This window comes from Andreprevotia chitinilytica DSM 18519 (assembly GCF_000711875.1).
Lineage (GTDB): Bacteria > Pseudomonadota > Gammaproteobacteria > Burkholderiales > Chitinibacteraceae > Andreprevotia > Andreprevotia chitinilytica.
Window position 1 is genome coordinate 571,863 of sequence record NZ_JONM01000001.1, and the last position, 24,375, is coordinate 596,237.

The window sequence follows — 24,375 nt, forward strand, 5'->3', positions numbered from 1 at the left end:
CATCCGGAATACGAGCAAGAAGGAGATCGACATGAACTGGGACATCGTCCAGGGCAATTGGAAACAGTACAGGGGCAGGGTTCAGACCTGCTGGGGCGAGCTTACCGACGATCACCTGGACGTGATTGCCGGCAAGCGCGATCAGTTGGCAGGCAAGCTCCAGGAGGCCTACGGGGTCACCAGGGACGAAGCCGAAAAACAGATCAAACGCTTTGAAAAGAGCATCAAGGACTAAGACTCACCCACATCAGGAGCATCAATCATGAAACAACTCTGCAAATATCTATCTGCATTTTTCATTTCCATTTCACTGGTGTCTGTCGTGGGGTGTGCCGCCTCGCCGAAGCATGAGTCGACTGGCCAGTACATGGACGACAAAGTCATCACCGTCAAGGTGAAGGAAGCCATTTTCGATGAGCCCACGCTCAAGGTCTTCCAGATCAAGGTCATCACTTTCCAGGGCGTGGTTCAGCTGAGCGGCTTCGTGAATTCACAGACCGTCGCGAGCAAGGCCGTTGACGTCGCGCGGCGAGTCGAAGGGGTGAAGTCGGTCAAGGACGACATGGAAATCAAATAAGGGAAGGTTGATCGCGGCCCGGGCTGGACATCGCTGTGATGCCCCGCCCGGGCCGTTGTCACGTCTGCCCACACCACAACCCCTCAACCGCAATGTTGTGGCGGCACGAAATCACTCGTAGCGCGGCGCTGACAAGGCGCGTTGCGGCGCTTCCCGAAAAAGGCCCCTGAATTGATTGCTGGCATCAAGCTCATCCGCCATTTGCGCGGTTATTTGCGTCTTTGGGCTACACCGCTGCTACGCGGCGGCCGATGGCCGCAGACCGGCCCTGACGAAGAGCCGCCGCTGCGATCGGAGTTGTTCAGTACCGATCAGATGGCGCAGCACGGCAAGGCGCTGGCGGCATCCCACCAGCTGGCGTCCGGGCGGGCGCCAGACTTGCTGCTGGCCCGGCTGGCCGAGAATGAAACGGCCCTGGTCAGCGCCTGCAACCTGCTCACGACAGCAGTCACCACCAAGCGCCGGATCACGCCGGCCGGCAGCTGGCTGCTCGACAATTTCTACCTCATCGAAGAACAGATCCGCACCGCGAAACGGCACTTGCCCAAGGGCTATAGCCGGGAGCTGCCGCGCCTAGCGCACGGGCCATCGGCCGGGCGGCCCCGCGTGTACGACATCGCGCTGGAGACGATCTCCCACGGCGATGGCCGTGTCGATACGGAAAGCCTCAGCCGCTTTGTGGCGGCCTACCAGAGTGTCTCCGCGCTCAAGCTGGGCGAGCTGTGGGCGATTCCGATCATGCTGCGGCTGGCGGTTATCGAGAACCTGCGCCGGGTCGGCATGCAGATCGCCATCGGCTCGGCCGAGCGCAATCTCGCCGATGTGTGGGCGGACAAGATGACGGAGACCGCCGAGCAAGACCCGAAGAGCCTGATTCTGGTGATCGCGGACATGGCGCGTTCCAACCCGCCGATGGTGAGCGCCTTCGTCGCCGAGCTGGCGCGCCGCCTGCAAGGGCGCGGCCCGGCCTTGGCCTTGCCATTGACCTGGATCGAGCAGCGACTGGCCGAAACGGGCCTGACCATCGAACAGCTGGTGCAACTGGAAAACCAGCAGCAGGCCGCCGATCAGGTTTCCATCAGCAACAGCATCGGCAGTCTGCGCGTGCTGGGCGCGATGGACTGGCGCGAGTTCGTCGAGACCATGAGCGTCGTCGAGCAGACCCTGCGGGAAGATCCAAGCGGCATCTATGGCCAGATGGATTTCGCCACCCGCGATCGCTATCGCCACGCCACGGAAGCCATCGCGAAGCAGGGCCGCCTGACCGAAAGCGAGGTCGCTCGCAAAGCAATCGAGCTGGCCGGCAGCGCAACGAGCGACGCCGGTGATCGGCCCGGGCACGTCGGCTTTTATCTGATCGACAAGGGTTTGCCAGCGCTTGAGCAGGCCGCTGAAGTGCGCCTGCCGGGCCGCGAAGCCTTGCGTAGAACGGCGGGCCGCTGTCCGTTGCTGCTCTATCTGGGCAGCATTGCGCTAACGACCGCGATCATCGCCGGTTGCCTGCTGGTACTGGCCGCCCGTAGCGGGGCGCCGGAATGGGCGTTATGGCTGATCGGCATCCTCTTGCCATTGGCGACCAGTCAGTTGGCGGTGGCACTGGTGAACTGGCTGGCGACGCTATTGGTTGCGCCGCACCCGCTACCCAGAATGGATTACTCCACCGGCATCCCGACTCAAGCGCGCACGCTGGTGGTGGTGCCGACCATGCTCACTTGCCCCGCCAGCGTCGAAGATCTGGTCGAAGCCCTGGAAGTCCGCTTCCTGGCCAATCGGGATGAGTACCTGCACTTCGCTTTGTTGACGGATTTTCGCGATGCCGGGCAGGAATCGCGCCCGGAAGACGAGCCCTTGCTGCAACAGGCCCGCAGCCGGATCGAGGAACTGAACGAGAAATACGGGCATGGCGCAGGTCGGGGCACGGACGATCTTTTCTTTCTGTTCCATCGCGCCCGGCGCTGGAATCCGCAAGAGCGGATCTGGATGGGCTACGAGCGCAAGCGCGGCAAGCTGGCGGCTTTGAATGCCTTGTTGCGGGGTGGGGCGGGGGATGCGTTCTCGCTCATCGTCGGCAACACAGCGGTGCTCTCCAACGTGAAATACGTCATCACGCTGGATACGGATACGCAGCTGCCACGGGATGCGGCGCGGCAATTCGTCGGGGCCATGGCCCACCCGCTGAATCGCCCGCACTACGATGCCGCCAGGCAACGCGTGACCGAGGGCTACGGCATTCTGCAGCCACGGGTGGCGATCAGCCTGCCGGGAACGAATCGCTCGCGCTATGCGCGCCTGTACGGTGGCGAACCGGGCATCGATCCCTACACCCGCGTCGTGTCGGATGTGTATCAGGACGTGTTCGGCGAAGGCTCGTTCATCGGCAAGGGAATTTACGACGTCGATGCGTTCGAGCAGGCGCTGAGCAAGCGTTTTCCGGAAAACCACATCCTCAGCCACGACCTGCTTGAAGGGTGCTATGCGCGGGCCGGGTTGTTGAGCGATGTGCAGTTGTATGAGGACTGCCCGTCCCGCTACCACGCCGACGTGAGCCGTCGCCACCGCTGGATTCGCGGCGATTGGCAGCTGGCCGGCTGGCTGCTGCGGCGCGTGCCCGGCTTGCTCGCCACGGCCAAAGGAGAGGGCGCGCGCCAAAGCAATCCGCTCTCCGCCCTGTCGCAATGGAAGCTGATCGACAACCTGCGGCGCAGCTTGGTCCCGGCCGCGCTCACGCTGCTATTGCTGCTGGGCTGGGCCGTCTTGTCGCCCACCTGGACATGGACCCTGGCGGTGATCGGCATGCTGCTGATTCCTGCCTGGTGCGCCGCGATTCTCGATCTGCTGCGCAAGCCGGATGGTGTGTTGCCACGCCAGCATCTGGCCGTCATTGGCCGTTCCGTGACGCGACACTTCACGCAATTCGGCTTCGAACTCGCCTGTCTGCCGTACGAGGCGTTTTACACGCTGGATGCCATCGCCCGCACCGCCTGGCGCATGCTGATCCGGCACCAACGCTTGCTCGAATGGAATCCATCAAGCGAGGCCGAGCGCGAAGGGGGCCGCCGACATGGTCTGGTCGCCAGCTGCCGCTCGATGTGGATTGCACCCGTGCTGGTCATCGCGACCTTTATCCAGCTGGCGGCAGCAGCCCCGCTGGCGCTGTTAGCGGCCGGGCCGATCCTGTTGCTGTGGTTTGCCTCGCCCGCCATTGCATGGTGGGTCAGTCGCCCGCTCGCGCCGCGCCAAGCCGCGTTGACGATGACGCAAACCCTGTTCTTGAGCGCCTTGTCGCGCCGAACCTGGGCGTTCTTCGACACCTTCGTCAGCGCGGAAGATCACTGGCTGCCGCCCGATAATTATCAGGAATACCGCGTGGGTGCGATCGCGCACCGTACCTCGCCCACCAATATGGGGCTGGCGCTACTGGCGAATCTGTCCGCCTACGATTTCGGCTATCTGCCGACCGGGCCGCTGCTCGAACGTACCGCGAATACGCTGCGCACGATGGAGGGGCTGGAGCGCTTCCACGGGCATTTCTACAACTGGTACGACACGCAGACGCTGCAGGTGCTGCCGCCGTCGTACGTCTCCACGGTGGATAGCGGCAATCTGGCTGGCCATCTGCTGACCCTGCGGGCGGGCCTGCTTGCACTAGCCGATGACCGGATACTGAGCACGCGGCTGTGCGATGGCTTGAGCGATACGCTCAGGCTGCTTACGGATACCGCGGATAGCGCAGCCGCAGGCTTGTTGGCGGGGTTCCGGCGCGAACTGGAAACCGTCGCGACCACATCGCCAACGACCCTCGCCGCAACACAATCATCGCTAGAGCGGCTGACCGCCAGCGCCACCGAACTCGCCAGCCGGATTGCAGACGCTGCCGTTGTCCATAACGACACCGTGCCGGAATCGGAAACGAAACGGCAGGAGGCCGGCCTATGGGCCGAGGCGCTGGCCCGGCAATGCCGCGAAGCGCTGGATGAGCTGACTTTCCTCGCGCCGTGGCTCGCCTTGCCGGCCGCACCGAGCGGGCTGGATGCCGCTGTCGCAGCGATCACCGCCAACATCCCCAGCTTGCGCGAGTTGGCCGGGCTGGATGCGACGTTGCGCACTGGTATTGCAGCTCGGCTCGCTGCGGAGGCAACGCCGGAACAACGCAGCTGGCTTGGCGAGCTGCAACAACATCTCTCGACCGCGAGTACCCGTGCCAGAGACCGGCTGGCGGCCATCGAACGCCTGGCGCAGCAAGCCTTTGCATTCGCGGATATGGAGTACGACTTCCTGTTCGACAAGACCCGGCATCTGCTGAGCATCGGTTACAACGTGGCCGAGCACCGCGCCGATGCGGGCTACTACGATCTGCTGGCCTCCGAGGCCCGCTTGGGTTGCTTCGTCGGCATCGCACAGGGGCAGTTGCCACAAGAGAGCTGGTTCGCGCTCGGGCGCTTGCTCACCAGCACCGGCGGCGATCCGGTACTGCTGTCGTGGAGCGGCTCGATGTTCGAGTACCTGATGCCGTTGCTGGTGATGCCGACCTATGACAACACGCTGCTCGACCAGACCTGCAAGGCGATGGTGGCGAGGCAGATCGAGTACGGCGGGCAGCGCGGCGTTCCCTGGGGTATTTCGGAGTCCGGCTACAACACTGTCGACGTGAATCTCAATTATCAGTACCGCGCCTTCGGCGTGCCGGGGCTCGGGCTCAAGCGCGGGCTGGCCGAGGATCTGGTCATTGCGCCGTATGCGTCGGCGCTCGCGCTGATGGTCGCGCCTGAGGTGGCCTGCCGCAATCTGCAGCGGCTGGCTACCGCCGGGGTGGTCGGGCAGTTCGGTTTCTTCGAGGCGGTCGACTACACGCCGGCCCGGCAGCGACGCGGACAATCGAACACGGTCGTGCGGGCTTTCATGGCGCATCACCAGGGCATGAGCCTGCTGGCACTGGCCTACCTGCTGCTGGAGCGCCCGATGCAACGGCGGTTTGAGTCCGACCGCTTGTTCCAGGCCATCATGCCGCTGCTGCAAGAGCGGATTCCCAAGGCCACGGCGCTGTTCCCGCACACAGCGCGTCGCTTCGACGTGCACACGCCATCAGGTGCCGATCAGACACCGATCCGCGTGTTCAACAGCCCGGATACGCCGACGCCGGAAGTGCAGCTGCTGTCGAACGGTCGCTACCACGTGATGGTCACCAATGCCGGTGGCGGTTACAGCCGCTGGAAAGACCTCGCCGTTACGCGCTGGCATGAAGACGGCACCCGCGATCACTGGGGTAGCTTCTGCTACATCCGCGAGGTGGAAAGCGGCGCATTCTGGTCGACCGGCTACCAGCCCACGCTCGCCGGGCCGGACAGTTTTGAAGCGATCTTCGCCGAAGGGCGGGCCGAGTTCCGCCGCCGCGACACGGTTGGCGCAGGCGATGGCGAGGGCGAAAGTAATTTCGAGACCTACACCGAGATCGTCGTATCGCCAGAAGACGATATCGAGCTGCGGCGGGTTCGCATCACCAATCGCTCGTCGCAACCCCGCGAGATCGACGTCACCAGTTACGCCGAAGTAGTGATCGCCCCGCCAGCGGCGGATGCCATTCACCCGGCCTTCAGCAATCTGTTCGTGCAGACCGAGATATTGCGGGAGCGGCACGCGATCCTGTGCACGCGCCGGCCCCGTTCGCTGGGCGAACAAGCACCGTGGATGCTGCATCTGATGGCCGTGCACGGTGCAGACGTCGGGGCGGTGTCTTACGAGACGGATCGCCTGCGCTTCATCGGCCGGGCCAGAACCACCGCCGCGCCATTGGCGATGGGCGATGCTGCCGCGCTGTCGGATACGGACGGTTCGGTGCTGGACCCGGTGGTCGCCATCCGCTATCGCATCACGCTCGACCCCGATCAGACAGCCATGATCGATATCGTGTCGGGCATGGCCGACACCCGCGATATCGCCACGAGCCTGGTCGAGAAATATCAGGATCGGCACTTGGCAGATCGCGTTTTCGATCTGGCATGGACACATAGCCAGGTCGCGCTACGGCAACTCAACGCCACCGAGGCCGATGCACTGCTGTTTGCGCGTCTGGCCAGCACCGTCATCTACGCCAACGCCGCCTTGCGGGCCGATGCCAGCGTGCTGATCCAGAATCGTCGCGGCCAGTCCGGCCTGTGGGGCTATGCCATCTCCGGCGATTTGCCGATCGTGCTGCTGCAGATCGGCGACGCGGCCAATATCGATCTGGTGCGCCAGCTGGTGCAGGCCCATGCCTACTGGCGCTTGCGCGGGCTGGCGGTGGATCTGGTGATCTGGAACGAAAGCCACGCCGGTTACCGGCAACGCCTGCAGGAACAGATCATGGGGCTGATCGCATCGGGCATCGACGCCAGCGTGATCGATCGGCCGGGTGGGGTGTTCGTGCGGCCGGCGGAGCAGATCGCCAACGAGGACCGCATCCTGATCCAGTCCGTCGCCCGCGCCGTTATCACGGATGGCCGGGGCACGCTGGCGGAACAGCTCGACCAGCGCCTGCTTGGCGAACCGCGTGCGCCACGGCTCGTGCCAAGCCGCCAGCGCCGCACCGATGCACCAGCCGTGGTGGCTTCGCCACGCAACGATCTACTGCTATTCAACGGTTTGGGCGGGTTCACCCCGGACGGGCGCGAATACATCATGGCGCTCGCGCCCGGCCAGGTCACGCCAGCCCCGTGGGCGAACGTGCTGGCGAATCCGCACTTCGGGACGGTCATCTCGGAAAACGGCGTCGCCTATACCTGGAGCGAAAACGCGCATGAATTCCGTCTCACGCCGTGGCATAACGACCCGGTCAGCGATGCCAGCGGCGAGGCGCTTTATCTGCGTGACGAAGAAACCGGCTACGTCTGGACGCCCACGCCATTGCCTACCCGCGCCGCGATGCCCTACGTCGTCCGGCACGGCTTTGGCTACAGCGTGTTCGAAACCTGCGTGGAAGGCATCTGCTCGGAACTGTGGGTCTACGTGGCGGTGGATGCCGCCATCAAGTTCTCGGTGTTGAAGGTGCGCAACAAGTCCGGCCGGGCACGCAAGCTGTCGGCGACCGGTTATGTGGAGTGGGTGTTGGGGGATTTGCGGGCGAAGTCGGCCATGCATATCACCACCGAAACCGATGCCTTCGGTGGCGCAGTGTATGCGCGCAACCCCTACAACACCGAGTTTTCCGACCGGGTCGCTTTCTTCGATGTGGACGACCCGACCCGCACGCTGACCGGTGATCGCGCCGAATTCCTCGGCCGCAATGGCACGCAGCGCAAACCGGCGGCCATGAAGCGGACACGCCTGTCCGGCAAGGTGGGCGCGGGGCTCGACCCTTGCGCCGCGCTGCAGGTGAGTTTCGAGCTGGCCGATGGGCAGGAGCGCGAGATCGTCTTCCGGCTTGGCGCGGGACGTGATGCTGACGATGCCATCCAGCTGGTGCGGCGCTTCCGCGGCGGCATGGTGGCACACGAGGCGCTCGAAGCCGTCTGGCGGCACTGGAACCACACGCTCGGGGCGGTGCAAATCGAAACCCCCGATCCGGCGCTCAACGTGCTGACCAATGGCTGGCTGGTCTACCAGACCCTGGCGTGCCGGATCTGGGCGCGCAGCGGCTACTACCAATCGGGCGGCGCGTTTGGTTTTCGCGATCAGTTGCAGGATGTGATGGCGCTCATCCACGCAAAGCCCGCGCTGGTCCGCGAACACCTGCTGCTGTGCGCCAGCCGGCAGTTCCAGGAGGGCGATGTCCAGCACTGGTGGCATCCGCCATCGGGTCGTGGCGTGCGCACGCGTTGTTCCGATGATTATCTGTGGCTGCCGCTGGCAGTGTGTCGTTATGTGACCAGCACTGGCGACACCGGCGTGCTGGATGAACCGGTGCACTTCCTCGAAGGCCGCCCGGTCGGCGCGGAAGACGACTCGTATTACGATCTGCCGGGCCGCTCCTTCGACATGGCCAGCCTGTACGAACATTGCGTGCGCGCCATCAGGCATGGTTTGCGCTTCGGCGAACACGGCCTGCCCCTGATCGGTTCCGGCGACTGGAACGACGGCATGAATCTGGTCGGCATACAGGGCAAGGGCGAGAGCGTCTGGCTGGGCTTCTTTCTGTGCGAAGTGCTCCGGCAATTCACCGGCGTGGCGCGGGCATATGGCGATTCATCCTTCGCCGAGCAGTGCCAAGGGGAGGGCGCCCGACTGCGGCAAAACATCGAGCAGCATGGCTGGGATGGCGAATGGTATCGCCGCGCCTATTTCGACGATGGCACACCGCTCGGCTCGGCCAGCAACGCGGAATGCCGGATCGATTCGATCTCGCAGAGCTGGTCGGTGCTGTCCGGCGCGGGTGATCCGCTTCGCTCACGCATGGCCATGCACGCCGTCAACGACCGGTTGGTGCGTCGCGATGATGCGCTGATTCAGCTGCTCGATCCGCCCTTCGACACCTCAAACCTCGACCCCGGCTACATCCGTGGCTACGTGCCGGGCGTGCGGGAAAACGGCGGGCAATACACGCATGGCGCGGTCTGGGCGGCGATGGCGTTTGCCGCTTTGGGCGAACGCGAACGGGCGTGGGAGCTGCTGGGCATGATCAACCCGGTGAACCACACCACGTCTGCTGAAGGCGTTGCGATCTACAAGGCGGAGCCCTATGTCATTGCGGCGGACGTCTATGCGCTCGCGCCGCACATCGGCCGCGGCGGCTGGAGCTGGTACACCGGTTCGGCTGGCTGGTCGTATCGGCTCATCGTCGAATCGCTGCTGGGCTTGCGGCTGGAGGTGGACAAGCTGCACCTCGCGCCTTGCCTGCCGGCGGATTGGTCGGCGTTCAAGATGCATTACCGGTATCGGGAAACCGTTTACCACATCGCGGTGACGCAGACGCAGGCCGCTGCTGAAGAAAACAGCGCGGGGATGAGTCTGGTGGTCGATGGCGTGGCGCGGCATGACCGGTTGATTCCGCTGGTTGACGATCATCGCGAGCATTGGGTTGAGGTGGTGGTGCTTAGTTAGCCACGAGGGGCTGGCCTTGGAACTGTTCCGGTTCAGTGAGGCAATGCGGCGCAAGGCCTCATTGCTGAGCGAATCAAAGATTCGCACGCGACGGGGATTGCGCCCTACGACCTTTTGTTTCCTCGCCCTCGCGTGCAAGGCTTCAGCCTTGCACGCGAGGGCGAGGGGAGAAAGTCTGCTGGCAATAGATCGTAACCAGCCCCCTATGCTCGCTAGCGCACCGACGCAACATGTATTCACCGCCATTGTTCATGAGTCACCCCAATCCCGATCGCCCCGCAATGTTGCGGGTTGCAGGATTCATCAGAGGCCATCATGACCAAATTCAGCGAACAGCTCCCCCTCAAGACCCACGACTTGCCGCAGGAGCCGATATTCGACGCCAACCCGCCGCCTTTCGATCATCTGGAACGCATACCGCATCCCAAGTTGTTCGTGCGCCGGATTCTCCATCTGGCCCCGCCGCCCAATGCACGCGAACAGCACACCATGCCCGTTATTGACGAGCTCAAGGCGCAATGGACGCAATACCTGGGTGCCGCCAAGATCGCCTGGGGCAAGTTGACCGAGAACGAACTGCTGGAGTGCGAAGGCCGCCTGCAGAAGCTGGCCGGGCTGATTCAGCAGCGCTATGCCATCTCGCGCGATGAAGCCGAAAGGCAGGTCAAAAGCTTCTTTGACCACCACAGGGCTTGAAGCCAGCCCTGCCATCGGCCGTCGTCGTGCGGCGGCAGATCGGCGGGGGATCAGTCCGCCCGCACGAGCTCTGCAGCAACGTTGCCGCAATGGAGAGAAATCATGTTCACACGACCCCATCAGTGGGCCATCGCGTCAGGCATCGCGCTGGCCATCATGGCGATCGGCAGTACAGCCGGCGCCGATTCGTTTTCGCAGGAAGTCACCGAGGCGCGACAGGAAAGCCAGATCTGGACGACCTACGCCTTGAACCCCGCTCTGCGCGCCCATGATCTCAAGGTATCGGTCCATGAAGGCAAGGCCACGCTGAGCGGCCGGGTCGATGAGGGGATCAACAAGGATCTGGCGAAGCAGATTGCGCTGGGGGTCAGCGGTATCCGGGAGGTGGACAACCAGATCGTGGTTCAAGCCGATTACATCCCGCCGACGGTGCTGTCCCCACGCAATTACAGTTATGGCGAAATGATCGACGACGCCACGATCACCGCTGCGGTCAAGTCGAAGCTGACGTGGAGCAATTTCACCAATGGCCTGATTACCGATGTGGAGACGAAATGGGGCAAAGTGACCCTGCAGGGCACCACGGATAGCGCCAATGCCAAGGCCGTCGCCACCAGTCTGGCGCTGAACACGCGTGGGGTGGTCGCGGTAGACAATCGCATGGAGGTCGTGGGTACGAAGTCGACTGCCGCCGGCGAAGTCCGGCACACCACCTCTGAGGCGGAACGAGACATCGCTGATGGCTGGATCACCACCAAGATCAAGTCCACCTATCTGTATTCGAGTTCGGTGGATGGCTCCAACATTACGGTCACGACCACCAACGGCGTCGTCACACTGAACGGCAAGGTCAGCAGCAGCACCGAGCGTGATCTGGCCATTGATCTTGCCAAGAACGTGCGTGGCGTCAAAAGCGTTCATTCAACGGGGCTGACGTTTTAGGGCGTGTTTGTGATCTTTTGAGGAGTGGGTTTGGCGGACGGATGTGGCGCAATGCCCTACGGGGATCGTGCCCTGCGAGCAGATGTCAGCCACGCCAGCACCGCCAAGCCGCTGGTCGCGGAAAAGATCGAAGCCCCCAGAATGCCGAGTTTGGCCGAGTTGAGCAGGCTGGCACCGAAGGCCAATTCGGCGATGAGCAGCGCCATGGTGAAACCGATGCCGGTCAACAGGCTGCCGGCAGCCAAAATGCTCCACGGTAGTTCGGTCGGGCGCAGCGCGATGTGCAGGCGCACCGCCAGATAGCTGAACAGCATCACACCAGCCGGTTTGCCGAGTACGAAGCCCGCGAAGATCGCGATGGCCACCGCGCCATCAATGTCTTTGGGGGAAATCGGCAGGCCGGCATTCGCCAAGGCGAACAGCGGAATGACTGCGAAGGCGACCCACGGGTGGAGAACGATTTCGAGCCGTTCGACCGGCGAGATCGCCTCGCGGGCCGCCACGCCTGCCCGGCGCAAATCCTGCCGAGCCGTGGTGTCGCCACTCCAGTGGTCGCCACGCGGATAGGCAATCACCCGATCCAGAATCGCATGCAGGCGACTATCGCTTACCCAGCTCTGCGCAGGCGTCATCAGGCCGAGGATAAGGCCGGCGAGCGTTGGGTGGATGCCGGAGGTGTCGAGGGCCAGCCAGATCGCACAACCCAGCACGCCATAGACCAGCAGGCTGCGGATACCGAGGCGTTCAATCCCGGCCACGATCACCAGCCCGATCCCCGCTAGCCCCAGCGCGCCCCAATTCAGCGTGCTGCCATAGCCGATGGCGACCACCAGAATGGCGCCGATATCGTCGAAGATCGCCAGCGACAAGAGAAACAGCCGCAAGCTCTGCGGAATGCGCGTGCCGAGAATGGCAAGGCAACCGATCACGAAAGCGGTATCGGTCGCCATGACCGTGCCCCAACCATGTGCCCCCGCGCCGCGACCTTCCAGCAACAGGAAGAGGCAAGCCGGCATGATCATCCCGCCCAGTGCCGCAGCCAGCGAGAGCGCCGCCATGCGCAGATTGCGCAGTTCGCCTTGCACCATTTCCCGCTTCAGTTCGAGCGCGCCGACGAAGAAAAACAGCGTCATCAACCCGTCATTGATCCAGTATTTCAGCGGACGGGCGAGTTCGATGCTGTCCAGCCGAAAACCAGCCCGCAGCTCCCAGAATGAGAGAAATGGCGTCGACCACGGCGAGTTGGAAAGCCCTAAGGCCAGCAGCGCGCAGAACAGCAAAATGGCACCCGCGGCCGCCTCGATACGCAGGAAGCGGGTGAAGGTCTGGGTGAATAGATCGAGCGGCTCTTTGGGAAGCCGGCCGAGACTCTTGTTCACACGCTTATACATATTGGCCAGCGCTTCATGCTGCTTCCTTGGCTGACCGAGTAGGCGCTTTGCGGGCTGGCGCGTGCGAGGCGGAAACCTTCGGCGCTTTCAGCGCTGGTTTGAGTGGGGGCACCGGTTTGGTCTGGCCGTCCTCGGTGGACGAACCTCGCCGCATTTCCTTGATGCGGTACATCTCCTTGTCGGCCTGTTCGATCAGATGGCCAAGTAATTGATGTTTGCCCTTGTGCAGCGCGACCCCCACGCTGGCACCGACCGCCAGTTTTTCCTTGGCGACCGGATACGGTGCAGCCAGGGTTTTTTTGATCTTTTCGATGACCACGGGCACGGATTTCTTCCCGCGAATCTCTGGCAGCATGACCGCAAATTCGTCACCGCCTAAGCGTGATGCGGTATCGGTGGCGCGCAGGCATGCGGTTAACCGTTTGGCCACCAGTTTCAACAATTGATCGCCCGCCGCGTGCCCCAGGCGATCGTTGATGGCCTTGAAACCATCCAGATCGATCATCAACACCGCCAGGTGACGACGCTGCCTGCCGGCAAGCGCCATGGCTTGCGTCAGCCGATCTTCGAACAGGCGGCGGTTGGGTAGCCCGGTGAGCACATCGTGATCGGCGCTGTGGCGCGCGATGCGCACCATGTTGGCCAGTTTGATTAGACGTTTGCGCAGACGCAGGTTGGTTTGTTTGAGCGTTTCCATGTTTTCTTCCATCCCCTGACGTGGCAAGGCGAAACACCTGATCGATGCCGGGTTTGCATCCGCAGCGGCCAATCCGGCGGGGCAGGGATTCCACCGCGCTCGCCGTCGCCACGCATGAGGCTTCGCTCCAGACATCATTGCCCCGCGCTTGAACCCGTGTCGGTGGGATGACGTACATAGCCGAGAGAAAACCGGCGTGGATGCCGCACTCGCCATGGGGCAGCGGCATCGCATATGTACGGCAGCGAACAGAATGCGCCGGGCTTTGCGCCGACAATCTGCAGAAGATCGGAGGGCTGAGTGATGGAACCGTATGTGATGATGCAAACCGCTGCCGCCTTGTTCGGCGCGGCAGCCGTGGGTGGTCTGGTGATGGCAGGGATGCGTTTCAGCGGCATTCCTCGGCCGCCGGCCTGGCTGGCGATGGGCCACGGCCTGTTGGCAGGGGCGGGGTTGACCCTGTTGATCTATGCCGCCGCGACCCTCGGTATTCCACCAATGGCGCACGTTGCACTGACTCTTTTTGTCGTCGCCGCCCTCGGTGGCGCGGCCATGAATTTATTGTTTCACTGGCGGCTGCGGCCACTTCCGGTACTGCTGATGATTCCCCATGCGTTGCTTGCGGCGGTCGGTTTCGTGCTGCTGCTGATTACCCTTTTTTATGGGCAGGCGCACGCATGATCCGGGAGAGCCTGCTGAAAAAATGCTTGCATGCCCTGGGCCCGGGACTGGTGACCGGCGCGTCGGACGATGATCCGAGCGGCATCGGCACCTATTCCCAGGTCGGTGCGCAATTTGGCTTCGGCATGCTCTGGACCATGCTGTTTTCCTACCCGTTGATGGTGTCGATTCAACTGATTTGCGCGCGCATCGGCCGGGTGACCGGGCATGGCGTGGCAGGCAATTTGCGCCGCTATTACCCGGCGTGGCTGCTTTATCCAATCGTATTGCTGTTGCTGATCGCCAATACGATCAATATCGGTGCCGATCTGGGCGCAATGAGTGCGGCGCTGCATTTGCTCGTGGGCGGGCCGGTGGGGTGGTATACCGCGGCCTTCGGCGTTACGTCCGCTTTGCTGCAGGTCTTCGTTCCCTATCACTACTATGTCCGCGTGTTGAAGTGCCTGACTTTGGCGCTGTTCGCCTATGTGGCCACGGTGCTGGTCATCCACATTCCGTGGCTGACCGTGGCCAAGGAAACGCTGCTGCCAGCGTTGTCGTTCAAGTCGGAATACGTTACCGCCGTGGTTGCAATCCTTGGCACCACCATCAGCCCCTATCTCTTTTTCTGGCAGGCCTCGCAAGAGGTGGAAGATCAGGAAGCCGCGCCGACGGAACACCCACTGAAGCAAGCACCGAGCGAAGCGCCCAAGCAATTGGCCCGCATCAAGCTGGATACCTGGATTGGCATGGGGCTTTCCAACTTCGTGGCGTTTTTCATTATTCTGACGACGGCGGTGACGCTGTTTGCCCACGGTGTAACCAATATCGATAGCGCATCCAAAGCGGCCGAGGCATTGCGCCCCATTGCGGGCAACTTTGCCTTTTTCCTGTTTGCGGCAGGCATTATCGGCACGGGATTGCTGGCGATTCCCGTTTTGGCCGGCAGCGCTGCCTATGGCGTCGGGGAAGCATTGAAATGGATCACCGGGCTGGAGAAAACACTGGCGCAAGCCCACGGGTTTTACGCGGTGATCGTTCTTGCCACCTTGGCCGGGGTGGGAATGAATTATTCCGGCATCAACCCGATCAAGGCCCTGTTCTGGACTGCCGTGATCAATGGGGTGATTGCCGTGCCGATTCTGGTCGTCATCATGCTGATGGCCGTGCGGCCCAAAATCATGGGGGCTTTCGTCGTATCGCGGCGACTGCTCATGGTCGGCTGGCTGACCACCGTAGTGATGGGGCTGAGTGTGATCGGGATGCTCATCACCTGGCCCAAATAAAGGGGCTGGTACGTTCAGGCGCTGGTGTTCACACCGAGAGAGGAACGCAGCAAGGCCGTTTGCACCACGCCTTGATGCTGGATGTCATCCGGCCCGGTGGCCACGGCATCAATGGGGCGCTCGGCTTTCACCGCGTTCACCGGAGTCACCAACGGCGGCGTCTCTGCCACCGGCGCTGGCACGCCTGCAGCCGGCACTGAATTCACACCCAGCATGACATTGGTCGGGGTAGGCATCATGCCGCCCGGCATCGTCGTGCCCTGCAAAATGCCATCTAATTGATTCGGCGCTTGTACCGTCGGCGCCACTACGCTGGCGGCGGGCTGATTGGCGGCTGTGAACGGATTCAGGACCACGACCGGGTTGAGCGAGCTGACCGGATTGGCCGGATTAGCCGGAATGGCAATGCCTGACGAACTGGCTGTACCGGCAAAATTGACCGCGTGGTTGACCTCGGCGGCCGCCAGCGCGAATTGCTGGTTCGTCTTGGCATCAGTCGGGCTGGGGGTAGGGGAAAAGTGGAAGGCGGCGGCCAGATTTTCATTGGCGATGGTTTTCCCAAGGCTGACCTGCAGCAGCTTGCGGGCATCGGCCAGTGCCTGCGTGATCGCAAGGGCCGTCGTCTTCAACAGTTGCGGCGGCGGGGCGATTGGCGAGCCACTGGCAGAGGGGCTCAGCGTGGTCAGGCCATTCAACAGGACCTGCAGCAGGATATCTTCCGGCAAGCCGCTGCTGTTGAAGGTCAATGTGGTCGTGCTGAACAGCACACTCGGGTCGATGCTGGGCAAAAGCTGGTTCGCGGTTTGCTGGTTGATCAAGGTGTTAATCAACTCGGGCGGGCCATTGGGCACCAGCGTGGTGGCGTCACCGACGATATTGACGAAGGGCGGCTGGATCGCGTTTTGATTCGCGCCAGCTGTGAGCGTGGATAGATCGATCGCGCTGAGAAAACTGGCGATCTGGGCACTGGCCGTGGCGGCCGAGACCGCAGGGGTCTGGAGCGGATTGGTATTCAGCGGCTTGGCAACAGGGGCAATGAGCATGGCGGGCCTCCTCGGAGGGTCGAATCGCCGGACAAGGGTTTGCACGATGCGATGCAATCCTTGAAGCATACGGAGGGGGTACCGTTGCTTCTGTGCGGTGCCGTACGTTGATGAGGTGCGGGATATAAGCGATCTGCTACATATCGACGCAATCTTGTAGGGGCGAGCTTGCTCCTACAAAAGCTCGTTGTCCGTAGGTTGGTGTTGAGCGTAGCGAAGCCCAACATGCGCCATGCGTCGAATACCACCCGTTGATATGGCTGCTTGGGCTGGTGTTGGGCTTCGCTACGCTCAACACCAACCTACAAAACCCCGCTCTTTTCACTGCCGCGCATCACCGCGCCACCGGCGTCCTCAAGGTCACGAACTCTTCCGCCGCAGTAGGATGAATGCCGATGGTGTCGTCGAACACCGCCTTGGTCGCTCCCGCCTTCAGCGCCACGGCGATGCCTTGCAGGATTTCCCCCGCATCTGGCCCGACCATGTGGCAGCCGAGCACTTTGTCCGAATCGGCATCGACGATCAGCTTCATCAGGGTCTTGTCCTGCGCTTCGGTGAGGGTCAGTTTCAGCGGGCGGAAGCGGCTTTCAAACACTTTGATCCGATGGCCCTGGCTGATGGCTTCTGCTTCGGTCAGGCCGACCGTGCCGATGTTCGGCAGGCTGAACACGGCGGTGGGGATCAGTTTGTAATCCAGCGGCCGGTATTCCGCTGGCCGGAACAGGTGGCGCGCAACGGCCATGCCTTCGGCCAGCGCAACCGGAGTGAGCTGCACCCGCCCGATGACATCGCCAATGGCGCGGATCGAGGGCTCGGTACTGCGGTATGCCTCGTCGACCTTGATGAAGCCGTGCCGATCCAGTTCGACAGCGGTGTTCTCCAGCCCCAGGTTATCCAGCATGGGGCGGCGGCCGGTGGCGTAGAACACGCAATCCGTTTCCAGCACCCGGCCATCCTGCAGCATGGCGGCCAGGCTGCCGTCGGCCCGTTTGTCGATTCGGATCACGTTGGCGTTGAACTGCAGGTGTAACCCTTTCTTCTGAAGCTCATCCCGCAGATGCTCGCGCACGCTTTGATCAAAGCCGCGCAGAAACAAGTCACCGCGATATAACTGGGTCGTCTGCGCACCGAGGCCGTGGAAGATCGAGGCGAATTCGACGGCGATATAGCCGCCGCCCACCACCAGCACGCGGCGCGGCAGGGCCGGCAGGAAAAACGCCTCGTTAGAGGTGATCGCGTGTTCCTTGCCGGGGATGTCCGGCACCTGCGGCCAGCCCCCGGTCGCCAGCAAGATGTTCGCCGCGCTGAAACGCTGGCCGTTGATCTCCACGGTATGCGCATCGCACAGTCTGGCGTGGCCTTCCAGCAGGGTCACGCCGCTGTTGACCAGCAGGTTGCGGTAGATGCCGTTCAGGCGCTGAATCTCGCGATTCTTGTTGGCGATCAGCGTGGGCCAGTCGAATTTCGGCGCATCGACCGTCCAGCCAAATCCGCTCGCCTGCTCGAAGTCCTCATGAAAATGCGCGCCGTAGACCAGCAGCTTTTTCGGCACGCACCCGACATTGACGCAAGTGCCGCCCAGATAGCGGCTCTCGGCCACCGCCACGCGGGCACCGAAACCAGCTGCAAAACGTGCCGCGCGCACGCCACCCGAACCGGCACCAATCACGAACAAATCAAAGTCAAAAGACATCGTTACCCCTCCAAAAGCAATTCATCACGATGACGGCTGCAGTTGCGTGCGTCAACGAACAGACCGTGTACCTCGCTGCGAGCAGCATGCAGACATGCGCGCCGATTCCTCATTTGGCCGGCGCAGGCATGCCTCATTCATTCACCGCTTTCCAAGGAAAAAACCATGTTACGCAGCATGAGGGACCTCGAGGATTACACCATCGGCGCCACCGACGGCAGCATCGGCAAAGTGAAGGATTTTTACTTTGATGACGAGGCGTGGGTGATCCGCTATTTCATTGTCGATACCGGCAGCTGGCTGCAGAGTCGCAAGGTATTGATCTCGCCCCTGGCCATCGGCAAGCCGAACTGGGCAGAGCGAATATTGCCGGTCGAAATCACCCAGGAGCAGGTCAGGAACAGCCCGGATATCGATACCGAGCAACCTGTCAGCCGGCAGCATGAAAAAACCTATCTCAGTTATTACGGCTACCCGTACTACTGGGGTGGCGTCGGCCTCTGGGGCGGCGATCTGTTCCCGGGCAAGCCGCTCCCGGGTCTGGAGGGCTCCGGCTTGGCGCCCGCTGATCACGCAGCGGCGCAAGGCGCCGAGATGCAAGCCGAAGCCGCCCTGCGTGGCGATGAAGACCCGCATCTACGCAGCTGCAAGGCGGTGATCGACTATCACATCCTCGCGAGCGACGGTCAGATTGGCCACGTGCAGGGTTTTCTTGTCGATGAAAAAACCTGGGCCATTCGCTATCTCGTGGTGAATACGAGTAACTGGTGGCTTGGTCACGAGGTGCTGATCGCGCCGAAATGGATCGAGAACGTGAGCTGGTCTGGCTCGACGGTGTCGGTCGGTCTGACTCAACAGGCGGTACAAGATGCCCCCGCCTACGACCCGAACGCACCGGTGGAGCGTCAGGAGGAACTCGGCCTTTACACGCACTATGGCCGCACCGGCCACGGGGCGGACGGCAAAAAGCACGAGGCCGTATTACCGGGGGATTAGCGCTCAATCTCATGTCGCCGCCGCTTGCCACAAGCGTTCTCAAGGGGCGGTGAATCAGGCCGGCGGCAGCAAACTTTGGTCTGGGCGGGATCGGCCGTGGCTGGATTTCTCCATCGGCTGCCGCAGGCTGCCGAAGCCGAGCGCGTACTGCTTGGTGAATTCCGCGCCCAGAAAGAAAATCTGCGCCGAGTAATACACCCACAGCAACAAGGCAATCAGCGACCCGGCCGCGCCAAAGCTGGAGGCCACACCGCTGTGGCTGAGATAGACGCCAATCGCATATTTCCCCAGATTGAACAAACCCGCCGTAAACGCCGCGCCAGTCCAGACATCGCGCCAGGACAGGGGCGCATCCGGCAGCAGTTTGTAGATCACCGCAAACAGGCAGGCGATGACGCCAAAGGCAACGACCGAGGGCAGGGCGGCGAAAAAAGCGTTGCGGCTATCCGCCCCGGCATAGCGTGCAAGGATCGCCAGCGCCGTGCTGAATACCAGCGAAACCAGCAGCAGGAACGCCAGAACCAGGACCAGCCCGAAAGCGCGCAGCCGGGTGCGCAAAAACAAGATGATGGCCAGGCCCTTGGGGGGGTCGATACCCCATAGTTCGTCAAGACTGCCTTTCAATTCGACAAAGACGGTGGTGGTACCCACCAGCAGCATCACGCTGGCCGCCATGGTGGCCAGCAACCCGGCGGCGGGGTCACGTGCCCCCGCCAGCAAGGCCTGAATTGCCTGCGCACCGTTGCGCCCGACCAGCATTTCGATTTGCGCGATGATCTCGCCGCGAGCCGCTTCCTCGCCGAAGAAATAACCCGCGCCGACAATGGCCAGCAGCAGGATCGGCACCATGGAAAACAGGGTATAGAAGGCGAGCGCAGCGCCTTTGCTACCGGCCCGGTCGTCAATCCAGGCCCGCACGGATTGCCTCAGGACGGTGTGCATGCGGTCAACCCACAGCAGGCGGGCGTCCATCAGCGCGCCTTCTCAGCCGCGCTCACAGCCAGTACTCCCAGATCCGGGCGAACGTTTCCTTGAGGTGCTGGTTAAGCGGCCGGTGCAGCCAATGTTCAAGCGTGATCGCATCGGATTCTGCAATGTCGTTATCGAACATCACCTGCAGCTGACTGCCGAATTCCGCGCCCAGCACGACGGCGTTCAACTCGTGGTTGTGCAGGAAACTGCGCCAATCCAGATTGGTTGATCCGACCGTTGCCCACACGCCATCGATCAGTGCGGTCTTGGAATGCAGGATTACCCCGCGCCGCTCGTAGATCTTCACGCCGGTGCGCAACAGTTGCTCGTAGTAACCGTGCCCGGTGTGGAAGATCAGCCAGGAATCGGTCTGGCTGGGCAGGATCAAGGTCACTTCGACCCCGCGCCGGGCGGCGGCTTTCAGCGCCGCGAGCAGCTGTGGGTCGGGCGCGAAATAGGCGTTGGTCAGGTGCACGCTGGTCTCGGCGCTGCCAATGGCCGAGAGCAAGGTGGCGTAGATCAGGCTGTAGGGTTCGTCGGGCGAGCTGCCAATGGCGCGCACCACCTGCCGGCCAGCATGCTCGGGCGGCGGGAAGTAGTTTTTGGCTGCCAATGGCTCGCCCTTCTGGTTTTCCCAAGCGGCAAGAAACAGCTTTTGCAGTTCCGCGACCACCGGTCCTTGCAACTGCAGATCGGTGTCGCGCCAAGCCGGGGTGGTGCCATCGATGCGGGGATGCGCTGCCCGGGTGAGCGAACTGCCGGAATACACGCCACTGATATTGATGCCGCCCAGGAACGCGATACGCCCATCGACGATCAATAATTTCCGGTGGTCACGCTGGTTCAGTGCCCACACCTTGCGGCTGACCAATGGATTGACGGGATTGAATTCGAGCACCTTGATGCCACTGTCGGCCATGCGCTTGAAAAAAGCAGTCGGTGTATTCAGCGTGCCGACGCTGTCGCGGATGAGATTGACCTGCACACCTTGCCGCTGTTTGTCGATCAGCGCCTGTGCAAAACGCTGGCCGATTTCGTCGTCGTCCAGCAGGTAGGTCTCGATATTGATGTGATCCTGCGCCGCAGTAATGGCCGCGAACATGGCCTGATAGGTGGCCGGGCCGTTCTGCAGCAACAGTACCCGGTTGTCGGTGGTCAGCGGGCTGCCGACGATGGCCTCTTCAAGGGCGAGGTGGCGAGCGAAGATATCGGTGGTCTGGCCGCTACTGCTCAGGCGATCGAGGATGGCCTTGCTTTGTGCGGCGGACAGCGGGCCGTGCGTGCCTTCCAGCTGCACCGGAGGGCCGGCGTCCCGATCCAGGTCGGGCACGATGGTGGGCAGGCTGCTGCAACCCAATAACAGGCCGAGCAGCCCCGCCAGGCAGAAAAAGCGCAACGCCGGCCAATGACGCGCGTGTAGAGGTGGATGTGTTGATTCCATGCTTGCTGACCCTTGCTTGGTGCCGAGTGGTCACATGCCGGGCAACTTCGCCCAGTCGCCGACCCGCTGGCAAACGTGGCTTGTCATAGTCGCCCTGTGAGCAGTAGCACGAACAGGATGAGTGCCACCACCCCCAAGCCGCCACTGGGCCCGTAGCCCCAACTCTGACTATGCGGCCACAGCGGAAAAGCGCCGATCAGCATCAGTACCAGCAGGATCAATAAAATGGTTCCCAAGCTCATGATGTTCTCCTTGAGGTCTTGAAGAAGTTAGCGAAGGCCGATTCAGTACGCTGGCGCTGCAGATGGCTGCACCACAATGACTGTGGTGCTATCGCCAGGTTGGCCGGTCTTGCCGGTTCTGCCCGTTTCGCCAGCCGCGCCCGTTGCGCCGGTCTCGCCAGAGACACCCTTGTCGCCCTCAAAACCCTGGCGGCCGGTATCACCCTTGTAGCCTTGCGCACCTTGCGTGCCCTGAGCACCGGTCGTACCGGTGAAGCCCTCAGCACCCTGGGTGCCGGTTGCACCTTGCGGGCCAGCGGGGCCGGGTACCGCAACCTGCGTGGCGACAGGAACGGCAAGCACTGCTGGTCTTTCGCAAGCACCCAGGCTTAGCACGGCGACCACTGCCGCTAGTTGTATCGAACGGTTCATGGGAAATCCTTTGGAAAAGAAATAACGTGGTTCGGATGACCACGAAACGTTCGCGATCAAACCAGCATGACTTGCCAGGTCGCACTCGGCATCTGGACAGCGTAGGCGCATGCCATACATGGGTCGGTGCGGCAGCGAACAGTTGGGGGAGGCTTTCGTGGGCGCGCGGACCTCAGTCCGCCAGATGCGGGTAGGAGCCTGATGTTGCTTGTAAGACACGCTCTAACCTACCAAGGCCAGCAAAAAGGCCAGCGCCTTTAAAAGCGCTGGCCTTCTGCCATCAAATCCGCCACATGGCGATCAACGCCGATCCGTATTCCGATTCACGGGCGGCGTCACCCCAAGCCGTTGCACCGTCTCATAGCGGGTTGTATCCAGCCCGAAATGCCATTCCTCCGATAGAAATACGCCGACTCGCGCTAACGCATGCAGATCAGATTCCGGCTCGGCGATGCCGACCATTGCGCGGAACACACTGCCAAGCTGGGCAATGCGATCCAGGCCGATATCGGCAATGTCGTTGAAGTCATTGACGGTCAGTTTGGGTGCGGTAGGGCAGCGATGAAGGTCAGCCATGATGCCCTCCGCTGTGCGCATAACGCGTGCTGAGTGAGGCGGTTAGGCGATCAGAGAGTGGCGGCAACGTTTGCATTGCTGCGTGGTGTCGCTCTGCCAGTCGGCGGCCATCACGTGCCAATTGATAGCCAACGCTGCGCTGGTCGATGAGGGAAGTGAGGATGGTAAAAATCTGGTCCAGCTCGGCAAAACCGTCACGGGCTTGTGCGATGAGGTGGCCGGGGTCGGGGTCGGGGGGTGCGGGGATGGGGTGTTGACTGATGGGCATGGATGCCTCCTGTATCTGCGGGTTTTACCCGCCGCTTCGCTTCCATACGAAGGGTGGCGGGCGCAAGGCGGGGTTGGAAGACCGGGATACAGGAACCGGTAGCCCGAAGGCTCCCCACCCTGCTACCGCCATTGAAGGCGCACCAAGGGTGTTGCGGACGAAAATAAAAAACCGCTTCGCAGCGGTTGTCCGCCTGAATCCACGGGCTTCCAAACCCGGTCGTGTCGCCACGACCCGGCAAAAATACCCCAGCCACGTTGAGGGGGTCAAGAACGTTTGCCGTTCACCCCCCAACCTGAAACCACACCCCGATGTCGTTCCCCATTCCCCCTGTCGCCGTTCCGATCCACGTCCCGGTCGTCAGCACCTATTACACCTACGGCCCCCTCGGCCGTGTGCAAACCATCAAAGACGGCAAGGGCTACCAGACCACCGTCGAATACGATGCCGAAGAAACTGTCGTGGAGGGAGGAGGGCGCGCGGACTTCAGTCCGCCAGATGCGGGTGAATGTGCAGGCGTAATTGACGTTGCGGCTGCGCGACTGGGTTACTTAAGTCGAACGGCGATTCAGCAGGGAAAGTCTCGCTTACCGGCGTGGGCGGCGACATTACAGCCTTTGGCGCGGGCTCGGGGGCTGGCTCTGGCGGGGCGGTGGCCATGACCGGCATGGGCTCCGGCGGCCGGGCCGGCACTTTTAGGCCGAACCGATAGATCAGGCCAATCGAGAACAGATCGATATTCCCTTTGTTGCCCAACGCATCGTTGACACGATAGCGTTCCGCCTCGGCGCGCAGCTGGATTGATTCGGTGAACGCGTATTGCACACCGACCCCGAGCTTGTAGTTCATGGCCAGCCTGCTGGGATTGGCGTTGGTCACGGTGGTCGCGCCGGTGCCGCTGAAAGTGTTTCTGGATTGTGCATAGGTCAATCCGACGCGGCCAAAGAGCGAAAACTTTTCACTGAGGGGCAGCAGGCCGACTGCATCGAGATTCACGCCCCTGAGCTGCATGCCGCCGTGCAGCATCCCCAACGGTACGGTGGGTGCGTCGAAACCGAATTTGCCCAAATCGAAATAGCCGCCTTCGAGGGCGAAGTTTTTGTTGAACTGGTAGCCGCCGAACACCTTGAAGCCGTTGTCGCGGTCATCTTCGTCAAACGTGGCCGTCGCAAACCCGCCGCCGAGCAGACCGCTGGTGATCTGGGCGTCATCGAGTTTCGCTTTGGAGCGACCATCGTTGAACCCGAGATACCAGCCATCGTTCTCCGCCATTGCAAACGGGCTAACGCCGATCACCAGCGTGAGCAGCCCTAGCGTTCGCGCGGTTTTTGCCAAGTTCATGATTTTCACCAGGACGAGTTGCCGTCCCTGATAAGCAGTATTTGAACGATGGAGAAATGCACGCGTACCGTCTGTGCGCTGTCGCACCTACTTGCAGGCCAGCACGATCACCGGCGAGTCGTTGCGCAGAA

19 protein-coding genes are annotated in these 24,375 nt (G+C 62.2%); 8 read left to right on the forward strand and 11 right to left on the reverse strand.

Annotation, left to right across the window (positions count from 1 at the left end; all coding sequences use genetic code 11):
• The first annotated feature begins 31 nt into the window (after positions 1-31).
• From BR41_RS02510 to BR41_RS02530, 5 genes are all read left to right on the forward strand, one after another.
• The gene (locus tag BR41_RS02510) at positions 32-235 is read left to right on the forward strand and encodes a CsbD family protein (RefSeq protein WP_035052231.1); all 204 of its coding nucleotides are present in this window, start codon (positions 32-34) and stop codon (positions 233-235) included.
• A gap of 27 nt (positions 236-262) precedes the next feature.
• A complete protein-coding gene (locus BR41_RS02515) occupies positions 263-577 on the forward strand; it encodes a BON domain-containing protein (RefSeq protein ID WP_035052233.1) in 315 nt (104 codons plus the stop codon).
• Between the two features lie 171 nt (positions 578-748).
• Entirely contained in the window at positions 749-9,589 is an 8,841-nt protein-coding gene (locus BR41_RS02520) for a GH36-type glycosyl hydrolase domain-containing protein (RefSeq protein WP_035052599.1), read from the forward strand.
• Positions 9,590-9,904: 315 nt separating this feature from the next.
• Complete coding sequence (locus BR41_RS25020; RefSeq protein ID WP_245615784.1) at positions 9,905-10,285, forward strand: CsbD family protein; 381 nt, start codon at positions 9,905-9,907, stop codon at positions 10,283-10,285.
• A gap of 102 nt (positions 10,286-10,387) precedes the next feature.
• Positions 10,388-11,227: a BON domain-containing protein gene (locus BR41_RS02530; protein ID WP_035052235.1), complete on the forward strand. Its 840-nt coding sequence runs from the start codon at positions 10,388-10,390 to the stop codon at positions 11,225-11,227.
• Between the two features lie 56 nt (positions 11,228-11,283).
• On the opposite strand, the gene nhaA is transcribed toward BR41_RS02530, so the two are convergent.
• Entirely contained in the window at positions 11,284-12,618 is a 1,335-nt protein-coding gene (nhaA, locus tag BR41_RS02535; protein ID WP_156970510.1) for a Na+/H+ antiporter NhaA, read from the reverse strand.
• 13 nt (positions 12,619-12,631) lie between these two features.
• The gene (locus BR41_RS02540) at positions 12,632-13,315 is read right to left on the reverse strand and encodes a GGDEF domain-containing protein (protein WP_051709858.1); all 684 of its coding nucleotides are present in this window, start codon (positions 13,313-13,315) and stop codon (positions 12,632-12,634) included.
• Positions 13,316-13,618: 303 nt separating this feature from the next.
• Between BR41_RS02540 and BR41_RS02545 the strand changes: the two genes are divergently transcribed.
• Together BR41_RS02545 and BR41_RS02550 are read left to right on the forward strand one after the other, a co-directional pair.
• A complete protein-coding gene (locus BR41_RS02545) occupies positions 13,619-13,996 on the forward strand; it encodes a hypothetical protein (RefSeq protein ID WP_035052243.1) in 378 nt (125 codons plus the stop codon).
• A gap of 26 nt (positions 13,997-14,022) precedes the next feature.
• Entirely contained in the window at positions 14,023-15,261 is a 1,239-nt protein-coding gene (locus BR41_RS02550; protein WP_211251636.1) for an NRAMP family divalent metal transporter, read from the forward strand.
• A 14-nt stretch (positions 15,262-15,275) separates the two neighbouring features.
• Here the strand turns inward: BR41_RS02550 and BR41_RS02555 are convergent, their stop codons facing one another.
• The gene (locus BR41_RS02555) at positions 15,276-16,304 is read right to left on the reverse strand and encodes a hypothetical protein (protein ID WP_035052248.1); all 1,029 of its coding nucleotides are present in this window, start codon (positions 16,302-16,304) and stop codon (positions 15,276-15,278) included.
• 334 nt (positions 16,305-16,638) lie between these two features.
• A complete protein-coding gene (gene gorA, locus BR41_RS02560; protein WP_035052250.1) occupies positions 16,639-17,997 on the reverse strand; it encodes a glutathione-disulfide reductase in 1,359 nt (452 codons plus the stop codon).
• Positions 17,998-18,174: 177 nt separating this feature from the next.
• On the opposite strand from gorA, the gene BR41_RS02565 reads away from it, so the two are divergent.
• A complete protein-coding gene (locus BR41_RS02565) occupies positions 18,175-18,993 on the forward strand; it encodes a PRC-barrel domain-containing protein (RefSeq protein WP_211251637.1) in 819 nt (272 codons plus the stop codon).
• A gap of 54 nt (positions 18,994-19,047) precedes the next feature.
• Here the strand turns inward: BR41_RS02565 and BR41_RS02570 are convergent, their stop codons facing one another.
• The 7 genes from BR41_RS02570 to BR41_RS02600 form a co-directional block, all read right to left on the reverse strand.
• Positions 19,048-19,965: a YihY/virulence factor BrkB family protein gene (locus BR41_RS02570; protein ID WP_051709861.1), complete on the reverse strand. Its 918-nt coding sequence runs from the start codon at positions 19,963-19,965 to the stop codon at positions 19,048-19,050.
• A 22-nt stretch (positions 19,966-19,987) separates the two neighbouring features.
• Entirely contained in the window at positions 19,988-21,406 is a 1,419-nt protein-coding gene (gene cls, locus BR41_RS02575; protein WP_084186786.1) for a cardiolipin synthase, read from the reverse strand.
• A gap of 83 nt (positions 21,407-21,489) precedes the next feature.
• On the reverse strand, positions 21,490-21,648 hold the full coding sequence (locus BR41_RS23435) for a DUF3309 domain-containing protein (RefSeq protein ID WP_035052257.1): 159 nt from the start codon (positions 21,646-21,648) through the stop codon (positions 21,490-21,492).
• 42 nt (positions 21,649-21,690) lie between these two features.
• The gene (locus BR41_RS25365) at positions 21,691-22,059 is read right to left on the reverse strand and encodes a collagen-like protein (RefSeq protein WP_035052259.1); all 369 of its coding nucleotides are present in this window, start codon (positions 22,057-22,059) and stop codon (positions 21,691-21,693) included.
• 300 nt (positions 22,060-22,359) lie between these two features.
• Positions 22,360-22,635 carry a hypothetical protein gene (locus tag BR41_RS02590; RefSeq protein ID WP_156970511.1) on the reverse strand — a complete coding sequence of 92 codons (276 nt, stop codon included), beginning with the start codon at positions 22,633-22,635 and terminating at the stop codon, positions 22,360-22,362.
• Complete coding sequence (locus BR41_RS23920) at positions 22,628-22,903, reverse strand: hypothetical protein (RefSeq protein ID WP_156970512.1); 276 nt, start codon at positions 22,901-22,903, stop codon at positions 22,628-22,630. The genes BR41_RS02590 and BR41_RS23920 overlap by 8 nt, the downstream gene beginning before the upstream one ends.
• Before the next feature lie 486 nt (positions 22,904-23,389).
• Positions 23,390-24,331, reverse strand: coding sequence for an outer membrane beta-barrel protein (locus BR41_RS02600; RefSeq protein WP_211251638.1), 942 nt, complete (start codon positions 24,329-24,331; stop codon positions 23,390-23,392).
• Positions 24,332-24,375 lie beyond the last annotated feature (44 nt).

Bases quoted from the DNA above. Each gene is read 5' to 3' on its own strand.
- BR41_RS02510 (WP_035052231.1), top strand. From the start codon at position 32: ATGAACTGGGACATCGTCCAGGGCAATTGGAAACAGTACAGGGGCAGG.
- BR41_RS02515 (WP_035052233.1), top strand. From the start codon at position 263: ATGAAACAACTCTGCAAATATCTATCTGCATTTTTCATTTCCATTTCA.
- BR41_RS25020 (WP_245615784.1), top strand. From the start codon at position 9,905: ATGACCAAATTCAGCGAACAGCTCCCCCTCAAGACCCACGACTTGCCG.
- BR41_RS02530 (WP_035052235.1), top strand. From the start codon at position 10,388: ATGTTCACACGACCCCATCAGTGGGCCATCGCGTCAGGCATCGCGCTG.
- nhaA (WP_156970510.1), bottom strand. From the start codon at position 12,618: ATGTATAAGCGTGTGAACAAGAGTCTCGGCCGGCTTCCCAAAGAGCCG.
- BR41_RS02540 (WP_051709858.1), bottom strand. From the start codon at position 13,315: ATGGAAACGCTCAAACAAACCAACCTGCGTCTGCGCAAACGTCTAATC.
- BR41_RS02545 (WP_035052243.1), top strand. From the start codon at position 13,619: ATGGAACCGTATGTGATGATGCAAACCGCTGCCGCCTTGTTCGGCGCG.
- BR41_RS02555 (WP_035052248.1), bottom strand. From the start codon at position 16,304: ATGCTCATTGCCCCTGTTGCCAAGCCGCTGAATACCAATCCGCTCCAG.
- gorA (WP_035052250.1), bottom strand. From the start codon at position 17,997: ATGTCTTTTGACTTTGATTTGTTCGTGATTGGTGCCGGTTCGGGTGGC.
- BR41_RS02565 (WP_211251637.1), top strand. From the start codon at position 18,175: ATGAGGGACCTCGAGGATTACACCATCGGCGCCACCGACGGCAGCATC.
- BR41_RS02570 (WP_051709861.1), bottom strand. From the start codon at position 19,965: ATGGACGCCCGCCTGCTGTGGGTTGACCGCATGCACACCGTCCTGAGG.
- cls (WP_084186786.1), bottom strand. From the start codon at position 21,406: ATGGAATCAACACATCCACCTCTACACGCGCGTCATTGGCCGGCGTTG.
- BR41_RS23435 (WP_035052257.1), bottom strand. From the start codon at position 21,648: ATGAGCTTGGGAACCATTTTATTGATCCTGCTGGTACTGATGCTGATC.
- BR41_RS25365 (WP_035052259.1), bottom strand. From the start codon at position 22,059: ATGAACCGTTCGATACAACTAGCGGCAGTGGTCGCCGTGCTAAGCCTG.
- BR41_RS02590 (WP_156970511.1), bottom strand. From the start codon at position 22,635: ATGGCTGACCTTCATCGCTGCCCTACCGCACCCAAACTGACCGTCAAT.
- BR41_RS23920 (WP_156970512.1), bottom strand. From the start codon at position 22,903: ATGCCCATCAGTCAACACCCCATCCCCGCACCCCCCGACCCCGACCCC.